The sequence below is a fragment of the Microbacterium sp. NPDC055910 genome (assembly GCF_042271185.1).
Lineage (GTDB): Bacteria > Actinomycetota > Actinomycetes > Actinomycetales > Microbacteriaceae > Microbacterium.
In genome coordinates this window covers 100,415-114,118 of sequence record NZ_JBHJZS010000002.1, presented here as the reverse complement: position 1 = coordinate 114,118, position 13,704 = coordinate 100,415, and the positions used below count along the sequence as shown (strand labels likewise).

13 protein-coding genes are annotated in these 13,704 nt (G+C 68.8%); 3 read left to right on the top strand and 10 right to left on the bottom strand.

Annotated features, from left to right (window positions below; all coding sequences use genetic code 11):
• Nucleotides 1-47: 47 nt before the first annotated feature.
• A complete protein-coding gene (locus ACFC3F_RS01930) occupies nt 48-599 on the top strand; it encodes a hypothetical protein (protein ID WP_376125891.1) in 552 nt (183 codons plus the stop codon).
• Here the strand turns inward: ACFC3F_RS01930 and ACFC3F_RS01925 are convergent.
• The 8 genes from ACFC3F_RS01925 to ACFC3F_RS01890 all read right to left on the bottom strand — a co-directional run bounded on the left by ACFC3F_RS01925 (nt 578) and on the right by ACFC3F_RS01890 (nt 9,297).
• Nucleotides 578-2,827 (bottom strand): RelA/SpoT family protein, encoded by a 2,250-nt coding sequence (locus tag ACFC3F_RS01925; protein WP_376125888.1) that lies wholly within the window; start codon nt 2,825-2,827, stop codon nt 578-580. The genes ACFC3F_RS01930 and ACFC3F_RS01925 overlap by 22 nt on opposite strands.
• Nucleotides 2,828-2,885: 58 nt before the next feature.
• Nucleotides 2,886-3,875, bottom strand: coding sequence for a protein translocase subunit SecF (gene secF, locus ACFC3F_RS01920; protein ID WP_376125885.1), 990 nt, complete (start codon nt 3,873-3,875; stop codon nt 2,886-2,888).
• Nucleotides 3,875-5,626 (bottom strand): protein translocase subunit SecD, encoded by a 1,752-nt coding sequence (secD, locus tag ACFC3F_RS01915; RefSeq protein ID WP_376125882.1) that lies wholly within the window; start codon nt 5,624-5,626, stop codon nt 3,875-3,877. The genes secF and secD overlap by 1 nt, the downstream gene beginning before the upstream one ends.
• Nucleotides 5,627-5,667: 41 nt before the next feature.
• Nucleotides 5,668-6,123 (bottom strand): preprotein translocase subunit YajC, encoded by a 456-nt coding sequence (gene yajC, locus ACFC3F_RS01910; RefSeq protein WP_376125879.1) that lies wholly within the window; start codon nt 6,121-6,123, stop codon nt 5,668-5,670.
• Between the two features lie 82 nt (nt 6,124-6,205).
• On the bottom strand, nt 6,206-7,234 hold the full coding sequence (gene ruvB / locus ACFC3F_RS01905) for a Holliday junction branch migration DNA helicase RuvB (protein WP_376125876.1): 1,029 nt from the start codon (nt 7,232-7,234) through the stop codon (nt 6,206-6,208).
• Complete coding sequence (gene ruvA / locus ACFC3F_RS01900) at nt 7,227-7,850, bottom strand: Holliday junction branch migration protein RuvA (RefSeq protein WP_376125873.1); 624 nt, start codon at nt 7,848-7,850, stop codon at nt 7,227-7,229. Before ruvA ends, ruvB begins: the two co-directional genes overlap by 8 nt.
• Nucleotides 7,851-7,895: 45 nt before the next feature.
• Nucleotides 7,896-8,471: a crossover junction endodeoxyribonuclease RuvC gene (ruvC, locus tag ACFC3F_RS01895; RefSeq protein ID WP_376125870.1), complete on the bottom strand. Its 576-nt coding sequence runs from the start codon at nt 8,469-8,471 to the stop codon at nt 7,896-7,898.
• Nucleotides 8,472-8,538: 67 nt separating this feature from the next.
• A complete protein-coding gene (locus tag ACFC3F_RS01890; RefSeq protein ID WP_376125868.1) occupies nt 8,539-9,297 on the bottom strand; it encodes a YebC/PmpR family DNA-binding transcriptional regulator in 759 nt (252 codons plus the stop codon).
• Nucleotides 9,298-9,354: 57 nt separating this feature from the next.
• Between ACFC3F_RS01890 and ACFC3F_RS01885 the strand changes: the two genes are divergently transcribed.
• Nucleotides 9,355-10,737 (top strand): pyridoxal phosphate-dependent decarboxylase family protein, encoded by a 1,383-nt coding sequence (locus tag ACFC3F_RS01885; RefSeq protein ID WP_376125865.1) that lies wholly within the window; start codon nt 9,355-9,357, stop codon nt 10,735-10,737.
• Nucleotides 10,738-10,739: 2 nt separating this feature from the next.
• Here ACFC3F_RS01885 and pdxT read toward each other — a convergent pair whose 3' ends face one another.
• Both pdxT and pdxS read right to left on the bottom strand, forming a co-directional pair.
• Nucleotides 10,740-11,321: a pyridoxal 5'-phosphate synthase glutaminase subunit PdxT gene (gene pdxT / locus ACFC3F_RS01880; RefSeq protein WP_376125862.1), complete on the bottom strand. Its 582-nt coding sequence runs from the start codon at nt 11,319-11,321 to the stop codon at nt 10,740-10,742.
• A 46-nt stretch (nt 11,322-11,367) separates the two neighbouring features.
• Nucleotides 11,368-12,258: a pyridoxal 5'-phosphate synthase lyase subunit PdxS gene (gene pdxS, locus ACFC3F_RS01875; RefSeq protein WP_376125860.1), complete on the bottom strand. Its 891-nt coding sequence runs from the start codon at nt 12,256-12,258 to the stop codon at nt 11,368-11,370.
• A 98-nt stretch (nt 12,259-12,356) separates the two neighbouring features.
• On the opposite strand from pdxS, the gene ACFC3F_RS01870 reads away from it, so the two are divergent.
• Nucleotides 12,357-13,700 (top strand): aminotransferase class I/II-fold pyridoxal phosphate-dependent enzyme, encoded by a 1,344-nt coding sequence (locus tag ACFC3F_RS01870; RefSeq protein WP_376125857.1) that lies wholly within the window; start codon nt 12,357-12,359, stop codon nt 13,698-13,700.
• Nucleotides 13,701-13,704 lie beyond the last annotated feature (4 nt).

Sequence of the window (13,704 nt, the reverse complement as noted above, 5' to 3'; positions counted from 1 at the left end):
GGTCCGATCTGCGTTCGCGGACGACTCCGCTCGGGCACACTTCCCTCATGAGCACGCCGTTCCTGTACTTCCCCGGCGGACGCCTGTCCGAAGCCGAGCTGTGCGCTGCGCGGCTCGACGGGCATGTCGTGGAGCTGGGCGACGCCTTCGTTCCGGCCGACGCCGTCGAGACCGCGGCTCTGCGGGCGGGCTCGCTGCGCGGCATCCTCGGCGAGAGTCTCGCGGCGACCCACGTGAGCGCGGCGTGGGTGCACGGGGTCACGCTCGACCCACCGGGGCGGCACACCGTGCAACGCGCGATCCGGCGACGGCTGCATGCCGTCCTCGATGTGCGGCTCGTCTATCGCGACACGACGATCGACGTGGACGACCTGCAGCTGCTCGGTGGCGTGTGGGTGACGACGCTCACGCGCACGCTCGCCGATCTGGTTCGGGTCGATGACGAAGATCATGCGGATGCTGCCCGCGCCCTCGCCGTCGCACGGCCCGACATCGTCCGCGATGCCGAGACATGGCTCGTGGAGCACTCGGGGGTGCCGCACAAGAAGGTCGGGCTCCAGCGGTTGCGCGTGCTCGGTCAGGACGATGTGACGCGATAGACGTCATAGACCGCATCGATGCGGCGCACGGCGTTGAGCACGCGATCGAGGTGCACGATGTCGCCCATCTCGAACACGAACTTGCTCAGGGCGAGGCGGTTGTTCGAGGTGGTCACGGTCGCCGACAGGATGTTGACGTGGTGTTCGCTGAGGACGCGCGTGACGTCGCTGAGGAGACCCGCGCGGTCGAGCGCCTCGACCTGGATCTGCACGAGGAAGACGCTCTTGGAGGTCGGAGCCCATTCGACGTCGATCAGGCGCTCGGTGTCCTGCTGGAGCGAGACGACGTTCGTGCAGTCGGTGCGGTGCACAGACACGCCCGTACCCCGCGTGACGAAGCCCATGATGTCGTCCCCCGGCACGGGCGTGCAGCACTTCGCGAGCTTCACCAGGATGTCGGGCGCACCGCGGACGAGGATGCCGGAGTCTCCCCCGCGCGGCGCGCGGGAGCGTCCGAGCTGCGGCAGGTCGATGGGACCGGTCGCCGTGTCGTTGGCATTGATGAGCGCCGTGACCTTCTCGATCACCGATTGCGTCGACACGTGGCCTTCGCCGACGGCCGCATACAGTGCGGAGACGTCTTCGTAGTGCAGCTGCTGGGCGACTTCGGTGAAGGAGTCCTGGCTCATGAGGCGCTGCAGCGGCAGGTTCTGTCGCCGCATCGCGCGCGCGATCGACTCCTTGCCCTGCTCGATCGCCTCTTCGCGCCGCTCCTTCGTGAACCAGCCCCGGATCTTGCTGCGCGCGCGTGTGCTCGTGACGAATCCGAGCCAGTCCTGACTGGGGCCGGCGTCGGGGTTCTTCGACGTGAACGCCTCGACGACATCGCCGCTCTTCAGCGTCGTCTCCAGCGGCACGAGACGCCCGTTCACCTTCGCACCCATCGTGCGGTGACCGATCTCGGTGTGCACGGCATACGCGAAGTCGACGGGTGTGGCGCCGGCCGGCAGTCCGATGACGCGGCCCTTCGGCGTGAAGACGTAGACCTCCTTCGCGCCGATCTCGAACCGCAGCGAGTCCAGGAACTCGCCCGGGTCGGCGGTCTCGGCCTGCCAATCCGAGATGTGCGCGAGCCAGGCCATATCGGTGTCGAGCGACTTCGCGTCGGCCTTGCCGCCGTTCATCCGCTCCTTGTACTTCCAATGCGCCGCGACGCCGAACTCGGCCTGCTGGTGCATCTCGTTGGTGCGGATCTGGATCTCGACCGTTCGTCCGCCGGGGCCGATCACGGTCGTGTGCAGCGATTGGTACAGGTTGAACTTCGGCGTCGCGATGTAGTCCTTGAATCTGCCGGGCAGCGGAGTCCAACGCGCATGGATCGCGCCGAGGACGGCGTAGCAGTCGCGCACGCTGCCGACCAGGACGCGGATGCCGATGAGGTCGTAGATGTCGTCGAACTCGCGACCGCGGACGATCATCTTCTGGTAGACCGAGTACAGCTGCTTGGGGCGTCCCATGACCCGGCCGCGGATGCGCAGGTCGCGCAGATCCGCGTCGACGGCGTCGATCACGTTCTGCACGTACTGCTCGCGCTGGGGCGTGCGCTGTCGCACGAGGCTGTCGATCTCGGCGAAGATCTTGGGGTGCAGGACGGCGAAGGAGAGGTCTTCGAGCTCGGACTTGATCGTCTGGATGCCGAGGCGGTGCGCGAGCGGTGAGTAGATCTCGAGCGTCTCGGTCGCCTTCTTGGCGGCCTTGTGCGTCGGAACGAAGCCCCACGTGCGGGCGTTGTGCAGCCGGTCGGCGAGCTTGATGAGCAGCACCCTGATGTCCTTGGACATCGCGACGATCATCTTCCGGACCGTCTCTGCCTGCGCGCTGTCGCCGTACTTCACCTTGTCGAGCTTCGTCACGCCGTCGACGAGCATCGCGACCTCGTCGCCGAACTCCGCGCTCAGGGTGTCCAGCGCATAGCCGGTGTCTTCGACCGTGTCGTGCAGCAGCGCGGCGGCGATCGCCTTGGGCCCGAGTCCCATGTCGGCGAGGATCTGCGCGACGGCTAGCGGATGGGTGATGTACGGCTCGCCGCTCTGGCGCTTCTGGTCGCGGTGCGCGTCTGCGGCGACGCCGTAGGCCCGCTCGATGATCGAGAGGTCGCCCTTGGGGTGGTGCGTGCGCACCGTCCGCAGCAGCTTCTCGACGTCATCGCGTCGCGCGGCGCGCGAGAAGATGCGCGGAACGAGCCGGCGCAGCGACGACGGGTGGGCAGGAGGGAGTGTCTCCGCCATGCGATAGACCTCCCTCCCCCGAGCCTGCCATCCTAAACCCGCGGAGCGGGTCGAAGGGTCAGGCCGGAGCGCCCGCCAATTCGCGCGCCGCCAGGACGCGCTCGTCGCGCGCCTGGATCGCCGGCTCCTTTTCGCGCATGAACGAGTACAGCGGCGAGGCGACGAAGATCGTCGAGTAGGCCGCGACGATGGTTCCGACGAAGATCGACAGCGAGATGTCGGTGAGGGTCTGAGCGCCGAGCCACAGCGAACCGATGAACAGGATCGCACCGGTGGGCAGGATCGCGACCACCGTCGTGTTGATCGAGCGCACCAGGGTCTGGTTGACGGCGAGGTTGACCGATTCGCCGAATGTTCGACCGGACACTTCCCCGTCTTCGTTCGTATTCTCCTTGATCTTGTCGAACACCACGGCGGTGTCGTACAGCGCATAGGAGAGGATCGTCAGGAAGCCGATGACGGCGGCGGGCGAGATCTCGAACCCGAAGGCGGCGTAGATGCCGACCGTGACGACGAGCACGTCCACGACACCGATGATCGCCGCGACGGACATCTTCCACGTGCGGAAGTACAGCGCGAGGATGATGAAGGTCAGCGCGAGGAAGATCGCGAGTCCCCACAGGGACTGCCGCGTCACATCGGCGCCCCATGTGGGGCCGATGAACGACGCCGTCACTTCGCTCTCGGGCACGCCGAACTCGTCGGCCAGAGCATCGGTGACCGCGCGCGTCTCCGCCTCGGTCATCTGGTCGGTCTGCACGCGCACCGCGGTGTCGCCGATCGTGGTGACCTTGGTCGTCGCTCCGGGTACGACCGAGTGCACCGCGTCGGTGGCCAGAGACTGTTCCGGGCTGGACAGGCCCGACACGGTGAACTGCGATCCACCCGTGAACTCGATCGAGAACTGCACGGGCCGGATGAACGGCACGAGCACGGATCCGATCACGAGGACCGCCGCGATGATGAACCACAGCTTGCGTCGCCCGACGAACGGGAAGGACGTCTTGCCGGTGTAGAGGTCGTTGCCGAGCTGGCTCATGGTGCGCATCAGTCGCCTGCTTCCTTGACGTTCGGGCCGGGTTTCGAGGAGTCGGCGGCGGCGAGTTCTGCGGCTTGTCTGCGTTCTGCGATGGTCTGGCGGCGCACGGCCTCGCTTCGCGACTTGACGGCTCGTCTTCCCGCGGGGGTCGTGCTCGTTGCCGCAACAGGCGCGCGGAACTGCGCGCGTCCGCGGTAGACCGCGCCGAGTGCATTCGGATCCATGCCCGAGAGAGGGTGCCCTTGACCGAAGAACTTCGTGCGCGCCAGCAGCTGCATGACGGGGTGCGTGAAGAGGATGAAGATGAAGACGTCGATGATCGTCGTGAGCCCCAGCGTGAACGCGAAGCCCTTCACGGTCGCGTCCGCCAGGATGTACAGCACGACGGCGGCCAGGATGTTGATCGACTTCGAGATGTAGATCGTGCGCTTCGCGCGCGCCCAGCCGTCCTCGACGGCGCTCGTGATCGACTTGCCGTCTCGCAGCTCATCTCGTATTCGTTCGAAGTAGATGATGAACGAGTCCGCCGTGAAGCCGATCGAGACGATCACACCCGCGACACCGGCCAGCGACAGACGGAAGCCCATGCGCCACGCCAGGATGCAGAGCATGACGTACGTCAGGACACCCATGACCAGCAGGGATGCGATGATCACGGTGCCGAGCGTCCGGTAGACGATGAGCGAGTACAGCGCCACGAGGATGAGGCCGATGAGACCCGTGATGAGACCGATCTCGAGCTGCTGCGTACCGAGCGTCGCCGAGATCGTGTTCGAGCTGACGACCTCGAAGCTCAGCGGCAGTGCACCGTACTTGAGTTGGTCGGCGAGCGTCTTGGACGTCTCCTGCGTGAAGCTGCCCGTGATGCTGGGCTTGCCGTCCATGATGACGCCGTTCATCGACGGCGCCGAGAGGATGTAGCCGTCGAGCACGAACGCGAACTGGTCCAGAGGCGGCTGCGCACCGTAAAGGCGCTGGCTGATCTGACCGAAGGTCTTGGTGCCCTCGCCGTTGAAGACGAGGTTGACGGCCCAGCGGCCGTCGGTCTGCTGCAGGCCGAACGTCGCATCCGAGATCGACGAGCCGTCGAGCTCGACGGGGCCGAGCAGGTACTTCGCCGAGCCTGACGGGTCGCACGTGATGAGCGGCTCGTCCTTGGGCGCGTTGGCCGGGTCGTTGGTCGGATTCGCGCAGTCGTACGCCATGAACTCGGCCTCGAGCTTGGGCGTGATCCAGTTCAGGTCGCTGCCGTTGGTCGGCTCCACCGTCGGCGTCGCACCGAGCGTCGGATCCGGGGTCGGGTACGGCGTCGATTGGCCGTCTTCGCCGACGAACGTGTTGACGGGTGCGCCGGCGACGAGGACGGCGCGCAGCTGAAGCTGGGCGGATGCCTCGATGCGTGCACGCGTCTCGTCGTCGGCCTCGCCCGGGATCTGCACGACGATCTGGTTGCCGGCCTGCGTGCCGACCTCGGCCTCGCCGACGCCGGACGCGTCGACGCGCTGGCGGATGATCGTGACCGCCTGGTTCATCTGCTCTTCGTTGGGCGCAGAGCCGTCAGGCGTCTGCGCCTGCAGGACGATCTGCGTGCCACCTTGAAGGTCGAGCGCCAGGTCAGGGCTCCAGGAGCTCTGACCGTTGCCGTCTTCGTCGGTGAAGACGTATACGCCCAGCGCGTTGATGCCGAACAGGACGGCCGTCGTCACGACAAGCGCGATGAGGGCGCGCCAGGCGTGCCGGACAGGGGTGGATGTCGCCACGGTGATTCGCTTCTCTCGGGGGGATGGCCGCGAAGGACCGGTCAGGCCTCGGGCTTTTTGTCGTCGCTGCCCGGCTGCGACTCGTCGCCGGCCCAACGGGCGCGGTCGTCGCTGATCGAGGAGATGTCTCCGTCGGTGACGGCCGCGTCGTACTCGGCCTCGGACTCCTCAGCTTCGATGAAGTCGTCTTCGGTGACGAAGCCTTCGGTGGGGTTCACGACGCGCAGGATCGCCTGGCTGTGCACCTTGATCTCGACGCCGGGGGCGATCGACACGATCGCGGGCTGGTCGAGGTTCTCACCGTCGTACTCGACGACGGTGCCGTACAGGCCGCCTTGCAGCAGCACCTCGGCGCCGGGGACGGTCTGGCGGGCCTTCTCTGCCTGCTCCGTCTTCTGCTTCTGCATGCGGCGGCGCGAGCTCCAGAACATGAAGACGAGCAGCAGGATGAGCAGGACGATGAGACCGTACTGCTGGAAGAAGAGACCGAATTCCATGGGGCGGGGTGCCTTTCGGGTCAGGCGTGCGCCACGGCGGCGATGCCTTGCAGGGAGGGTATAGGCGAGAGGCCTTCAGTGATTATAGGCCATCGAATCCCAGGACCGCGGAGTCACGCGGTGCGCCGAGGTGTTGATAGGCGGCAGGAGTCGCGATGCGCCCGCGCGGAGTGCGCCCCATGAAGCCGATGCGCACCAGATACGGCTCGACGACGGACTCGATCGTGTCGGGTTCTTCGCCGACGGCGACCGCCAGTGTGCTCAGCCCGACGGGACCCCCTCCGAACCGGTGCACGACGGCGTCGAGGACCGCGCGATCGAGCCGGTCCAGTCCCAAGGCGTCGACGTCGTAGAGCTCGAGCGCCGCGTCTACGGTCGCAGCGTCGGCTGCGGCGCCGTCGCCGTGCACGATCGTGTAGTCGCGCACCCGTCGCAGCAGGCGGTTGGCGATGCGCGGGGTGCCTCGCGAACGGCGCGCGATCTCGGCGCGTGGCCCGGTGGGCAGGACGATGCCGAGCATCGGAGCGGACCTCTCGAGCACACGCTCGAGTTCGTGGGGCTCGTAGAACTCGAGGTGGGCCGTGAAGCCGAACCGGTCGCGCAGCGGATTGGGCAGGAGGCCCGACCGGGTCGTCGCGCCGACGAGCGTGAAGGGGGCGAGATCGAGGGGGATGCTCGTGGCACCGGCGCCTTTGCCGACCATGATGTCGATGCGGAAGTCCTCCATCGCGAGGTACAGCATCTCTTCGGCCGAGCGCGCCATGCGGTGGATCTCATCGATGAAGAGGACTTCGCCGGGCGTGAGGCTCGACAGCAGCGCCGCGAGGTCGCCCGCGTGCTGGATGGCCGGCCCGCTCGACAAGCGCAGGGGTCGCGCACTCTCGTGCGCGACGATCATGGCGAGCGTCGTCTTGCCCAGTCCCGGGGGTCCCGAGAGCAGGATGTGATCGGCGGGCCGCTGCTGCATTCGGGCGGCATCGAGCAGCAGCTGCAGCTGACCGCGCACCTTCTGCTGGCCGACGAACTCGGCCAGCGACGCCGGCCGCAGGGCGCCCTCGATCGCCAGCTCTCCCTCGTCGACCGGTTCGCCGGTGTCTCTCAGCTCATCCACCGACGGGCTCCTTCCGCGCCGGGCCGAGCGCGGACAGCGTGAGTCTCAGCAGAGCCGGCACCGAAGCACGGTCGGCGTCGTTCGCGCGCTCGGCGACGGTCGTGACCGACTCGGTCGCGATGCGCTCGGACCAGCCCAGCCCGACGAGGGCCTGCACGACCTGAGCGGGGATGCCGGCTGTGGCCGCAGCATCCGTCGTCGGGGTCGTGGCGGCGAGCGCGTCGATCTTGCCGGCCAGCTGCACGACCATGAGCTTCGCCGTCTTCGGGCCGATGCCCGACACGCGCCGGAACGGGGCGTCGTCTTCGGCGGCGACGGCATCGGCGATCTGCGCGACGGTGAGCGTCGAGAGCACCCCGAGCGCGGACTTCGGCCCGACGCCGGTGACACCCAGCAGCAGTCCGAAGACGGCCAGGTCGTCGCGGGTCTCGAACCCGAAGAGCGACAGGGCGTCTTCGCGCACGATGAGCGTCGTGTGCAGCGTGATCTCGGCGCCGACCGGCGTGCTCCGCGCGATCTGAGGCGTCACGGCGACGGCGAGGCCGACTCCGCCGACCTCGACGACGACGGCATCGGTGTCGACGTGCACGGCTGTGCCGCGGAGCGAGGAGATCATGAGGCGAGCCTACGCGGGTATTCGGAGCTATGTTCGACCGACACGCTACCGCCGCGTGAGACGCTCCGCATCGGCCCAGGCGCGCTGCGCGGGCGTGAGCGGTGCCGACGGGGCCGAGGCAGGGCCTCCGCGCCAGGCGTGACAGAGGGCGAGCGCGAGGGCATCGGCGGCGTCTGCGGGCTTGGGCAGCTCGTCGAGCCGCAGGATGCGGGCCACCATCGTCTGCACCTGGCGCTTGTCGGCGCTGCCGTAGCCGGTGATGGCGGCCTTCACTTCGCTCGGGGTGTGCGTCGCGGCGGGAAGGCCTCGCTCCCCCGCCACGAGCAGCGCGATGCCGCTCGCCTGGGCCGTTCCCATCACGGTGTGCAGGTTCTGCTGCGCGAAGACGCGCTCGACCGCGATGACCGCCGGGGAATGCCGATCGACGACGCCGCGGATGCCGGCGGCGATCGCCGCGAGCCGCGTCTCGATCGGGTCGCCCGGCTGGGACCGCACGACCCCGACGTGCACGAGCGTCGCCGATCGGTCGCGCGCGACGTCGACGACACCGATGCCGCACCGCGTGAGGCCCGGGTCGATCCCGAGCACACGCAGCACGCCGCGCGCGGAAGAAGAGGTCACGGCCCCACGCTAAGCGAGCGCGCGACCTGCACCGCCCAGGCGCGCCCGAGCGGCGTCATCCGCCCGATCAGTCGTCGGATTCGAGCTCGGCTTGCACCTCGGGGCTCAGATCGAAGTTGCTGAAGACGTTCTGCACGTCGTCGCTGTCTTCGAGCGCGTCGATCAGCCGGAACACCTTGCGCGCCGTGTCGGCGTCGATCTCGACCTTGAGGTTCGGAACGAACTCGATGTCGGCGGACTCGTAGTCGATGCCCGCGTCCTGCAGCGCCGTGCGCACGGTCACGAGGTCGGTCGGCTCGGTGACGACCTCGAATCCCTGCGGGTGCGGCTCGACCTCTTCGGCTCCCGCCTCGAGCACGGCGAGCATGACGTCGTCTTCGGACGTGCCTTCACCGGACACCACGATGACGCCCTTGCGCGTGAAGTTGTACGCGACGCTGCCGGGGTCGGCCAGGTTGCCGCCGTTGCGGCTCAGCGCCGTGCGCACCTCGGCGGCGGCGCGGTTCTTGTTGTCGGTCAGACACTCGATCATGAGCGCGACGCCGTTGGGCCCGTAGCCCTCGTACATGATCGACAGGTACTCGATGGACTCGCCGCCGATGCCCGCACCGCGCTTGATGGCGCGGTCGATGTTGTCGTTGGGGACGGAGGTCTTCTTCGCCTTCTGCACCGCGTCGTACAGGGTCGGGTTGCCTGCGAGGTCAGCGCCGCCGAGTTTGGCGGCGACCTCGATGTTCTTGATGAGCTTGGCGAACGACTTGGCACGACGCGCGTCGATGACGGCCTTCTTGTGCTTGGTCGTCGCCCACTTGGAGTGGCCGGACATGCAGATGATTCTACGGGTCCCGTTGCCCACGGCCCGAAGGGGGAGGACACTCGAGGCATGGACGACCGGGCGCATGCCCTCGAGGCGGCTCATGACGCGGCATCCCGATTCCTCGACTCGCTCGCTGAGCGGCCCGTGTGGCCGCGCGCGAGTCTCGACGACATGCTCGGTGTATTCGGCGGACCGCTCGCGGACGAGGGGCAGGATGCCGCCGAGCTCGTCGCCGATCTCGCCGAGCGGGCCGACCCCGGACTCGTCGCCATCCCGGGCGGCCGGTTCTTCGGCTTCGTGATCGGTGGGACCCTTCCCGCCGCCCTCGCGACCGACTGGCTCGTCTCGGCGTGGGACCAGAACGCCGGGTCGAGCACGATGACGACCGCGACCGTCGCGCTCGAACGCATCGCGGGCCGCTGGACATGCGAGCTCCTCGGGCTGCCGGCCGATGCGGCCGTCGGCTTCGTCACGGGAGCGCAGATGTCGAACTTCGTCTGCCTCGCCACCGCTCAGCACGCCGTGCTGCGCCGCGCCGGGTGGGACCTGACCCGCCAGGGCCTGCGGGGTGCGCCGCCGGTCCGGCTCGTCGTCGGAGCGCAGCGCCACGGATCGGTCGACCGGGCTGCGCGATTCTGCGGCATCGGCGCCGACGAGCTCGTCGTCGTGCCCGCCGATCACGAGGGGCGGATGCTGCCGAACGGCCTCGCCGCGGCGCTGGCGAGTGGGCGCGGCATCCCCACGATCGTGTGCCTGCAGGCCGGCGAGGTGCATACGGGGGCGTTCGACCCGTTCGCGCAGCTCGTTCCGCTCGCCCGCGCCCACGGGGCGTGGGTGCACATCGACGGCGCGTTCGGTCTGTGGGCCGCCGCCTCTCCCGCCCTGCGATCGCTCACCGAGGGCGTCGACGGCGCGGACTCCTGGACGACCGACGCGCACAAGACACTCAATGTGCCGTACGACTGCGGCATGGCGATCATCCGCGACCCCGCCGACGCGATAGCGATGTTCCGCACGGGCGGCGACTACCTCATGTACACGAGCCTCGACCCTTGGGACGTCAACCCCGAGCTGTCGCGCCGTGCCCGGGGCGTGCCCGCGTGGGCCGCGTTGCGCAGTCTCGGCCGTCGCGGCGTCGCCGAGCTCGTCGAGCGGCTGCACCGCAACGCCGTGCGTCTCGAGGCGGGGCTACGACGGATGCCGCGGGTCACAGTCGTCAACGAGGTGTCGTACACCCAGGTGATGTTCCGCCTCGAGCACGACGACGCGACGCGGCAGCTCGGCGCGGCGATCCTCACCGACGGCACGGCGGCGCTCACCGGCGCGGAGTGGGACGGGCGGGCGACGCTGCGCTGCTCGATGTCGTCGTGGGTGACGACCGACGACGACATCGACCGCACGCTCGAGGCGATCGAACGGCTCATCGAAGCGGTGCCGACCCGGGCGTGATGTCAGCTCGCGCGCACGTGCTCGAGGAAGCGGGCGTGCAAGCGCGTCTCGCCGTTCATCTCGGGGTGGAACGAGGTGCCGAGCAATGCGCCCTGCTCGACGGCGACGACTCCCCCATCGGGCAGCGACGCGAGCACGCGCACGCGATCACCCACGTCGGTCACGAGCGGTGCGCGGATGAACGTCGCATGCACGGGCGGCCCGGCGAATCCGTCGACATCGAGTTCGGTCTCGAACGAGTCGACCTGACTGCCGAAGGCGTTGCGGGCCACCGTGATGTCGAGACCGCCGAGGCTCTGCTGACCGTCGATCGCACCCGTGATGCGGTCGGCGAGCATGATGAGGCCCGCGCACGTGCCGTACACGGGCATGCCGCTCGCGATCGCGTCGCGCAGCGGCTCGTGCAGCCCGAACGCGCGGGCGAGCTTGTCCATGACGCTGGACTCGCCGCCGGGGATCACGAGCCCGCGAACGGCGGCGAGCTCGTCGGGCCGGCGCACGCGCACGACGTCGGCCCCGAGATCCGTCAGGACGCTGACGTGCTCGCGCACGTCACCCTGCAGCGCGAGGACGCCGACCCTCACGCGTGCCCCCGTGGATCGAGTAGGTCGCGCAGCGACCGTATCGAGATCACCAGCCCCGCTCGGCGAGGCGGTGCGGGGCCGGCAGGTCGGTGACGTTGATGCCGACCATGGCCTCGCCCAGGCCGCGCGACACGTCCGCGACGACCTTCGCGTCGTCGAAGAACGTCGTGGCCTTCACGATCGCGGCGGCGCGCTCAGCGGGATTGCCGCTCTTGAAGATGCCCGAACCCACGAAGACGCCGTCCGCGCCGAGCTGCATCATCATGGCGGCATCCGCGGGGGTTGCGACACCACCGGCGACGAACAGCACGACGGGCAGCTGACCCGTCTCGGCGATCTCGGCCACGAGATCGTAGGGCGCCTGCAGCTCCTTCGCCGCGACGTAGAGCTCGTCCTTCGTCATGGAGCGCAGGACATTGATCTCGCCGGAGATGGTGCGGATGTGCTTCGTCGCCTCGGACACGTCGCCGGTTCCGGCCTCGCCCTTCGATCGGATCATCGCGGCACCCTCGTTGATGCGGCGGAGGGCCTCTCCCAGGTTGGTCGCACCGCACACGAACGGCACGTCGAAGCCCCACTTGTCGATGTGGTTGACGTAGTCGGCGGGCGAGAGCACTTCGGACTCGTCGATGTAATCGACGCCGAGCTGCTGCAGCACCTGCGCTTCGACGAAGTGCCCGATGCGGGCCTTGGCCATGACCGGGATCGAGACGGCCGCCTTTATGCCGTCGATCATGTCGGGGTCGCTCATGCGCGACACGCCGCCCTGCGCCCGGATGTCGGCGGGCACGCGCTCGAGGGCCATGACGGCCACGGCGCCGGCGTCCTCGGCGATACGAGCCTGCTCGACGGTGACGACGTCCATGATGACGCCGCCCTTGAGCATGTCGGCGAGTCCGCGCTTGACGCGGTTGGTCCCGGTGGCGGCGGTCGACATCTGGTCCTCCTGGAATGGGCACAGCCAATCCGTTGATTGGCCTATGCCAAAACGTAGCATGATCCACCTCGTAGGATCGAGACGTCGGAAGGAGCGGCATGGACCTCGCCATCAGCGGCGGCACCGCGACCGAGATCGCCGAGAGCGTGCGCGCCCTCGTCGAACGAGGGAGCCTCCGTCCGGGCGATCCGCTCCCCCCGGTGCGCACCCTCGCCGAACGACTCGGCGTGAACCGGAACACCGCTGTCGCCGCCTACCGCCAGCTCACTCAGGCGGGGGCCATCGTGACGCGCGGCCGTGCCGGCACGCGTGTCGCGGGGGGCTCCCCCGTTGCGCAGGAGGGCTTCGCCGCCGACAGTGTGCTGCGCGATGTCGCGACGGGAAACCCCGACCCCGACCTCATCCCCGACGTGTCGTCCGCGCTCGCGCGGGTCACCGGGCGCCCGGTGCTCTACGGTGAGCCCGTCGTCGATCCCGGCCTCGAGACGTGGGCGCGCGGCTGGATGCGTGACGGCCTCGTGCGCGAGGACGACATCCGCATCACGATCACGAGCGGCGCCGCCGACGCCGTGGAACGGCTGCTCGCCCAGGCGCTCACGCGCGACGACGCGGTGGGGCTCGAGGATCCGTGCTTCCTGACGAGCATCCACACGGTGCGCCTGGGCGGCTACCGCCCCGTTCCGATCCCCGTCGACGATGAGGGCATGACGGTCGACGGGCTCCGGGCGGCCCTCGACGACGGTGTGCGGGCCATCGTCTGCACCCCGCGGGCGCAGAACCCGACGGGTGCGAGTCTGTCGGCGCAGCGCGCCGCCCAGCTGCGCGACGTGCTGGCGCGGCATCCGTATGTCCTCGTGATCGAAGACGACCACTTCTCGATGCTGTCGCGGTCGCGGTATCACTCGGTCATCGGCGGGGAGCATCGTCGGTGGGCGCTCATCCGCTCGGTGTCGAAGTTCCTCGGGCCCGATATGTGTCTGGCCGTGACGGCGTCCGACCCGGAGACGGCCGAGCGCCTCGCGATGCGTCTCACACCCGGCACGACATGGGTGAGCCACCTGCTGCAGCGCCTGACGCATGCGCTCGTGAGCGATCCGGACGTCGGTGCGGCGATCGACCGTGCCGGAGCGCATTACGCCGAGCGCAACATCGACTTCGCCCGGCGGCTGGCAGAGCACGGCGTCGTGACAGAACCGGGTGACGGACTCAACCTGTGGGTCGAGCTGCCCGTCGCCGCACGAGTGGTCGTCGAGCAGCTCATGCGTCGGGGCTGGCTCGCCCGCGCGGGCGACGAGTTCGCGCTCGCGTCGACGGGCCCGTCGCGACGGCTGCGCCTCACGGTCCATGATCTCGACGAGACGTCCGCCGACGCTCTCGCGCGAGATGTCGCGGCGGCGATCGAGGCCGTGCGCGTGGGAGCGGGTGCGCGAGAGGTGGCATGATCGT

Bases quoted from the DNA above. Each gene is read 5' to 3' on its own strand.
- ACFC3F_RS01890 (WP_376125868.1), bottom strand. From the start codon at position 9,297: ATGTCCGGCCACTCCAAGTGGGCGACGACCAAGCACAAGAAGGCCGTC.
- ACFC3F_RS01925 (WP_376125888.1), bottom strand. From the start codon at position 2,827: ATGGCGGAGACACTCCCTCCTGCCCACCCGTCGTCGCTGCGCCGGCTC.
- ACFC3F_RS01930 (WP_376125891.1), top strand. From the start codon at position 48: ATGAGCACGCCGTTCCTGTACTTCCCCGGCGGACGCCTGTCCGAAGCC.
- ACFC3F_RS01870 (WP_376125857.1), top strand. From the start codon at position 12,357: ATGGACCTCGCCATCAGCGGCGGCACCGCGACCGAGATCGCCGAGAGC.
- ruvA (WP_376125873.1), bottom strand. From the start codon at position 7,850: ATGATCTCCTCGCTCCGCGGCACAGCCGTGCACGTCGACACCGATGCC.
- ACFC3F_RS01885 (WP_376125865.1), top strand. From the start codon at position 9,355: ATGGACGACCGGGCGCATGCCCTCGAGGCGGCTCATGACGCGGCATCC.
- pdxS (WP_376125860.1), bottom strand. From the start codon at position 12,258: ATGTCGACCGCCGCCACCGGGACCAACCGCGTCAAGCGCGGACTCGCC.
- secF (WP_376125885.1), bottom strand. From the start codon at position 3,875: ATGCGCACCATGAGCCAGCTCGGCAACGACCTCTACACCGGCAAGACG.
- yajC (WP_376125879.1), bottom strand. From the start codon at position 6,123: ATGGAATTCGGTCTCTTCTTCCAGCAGTACGGTCTCATCGTCCTGCTC.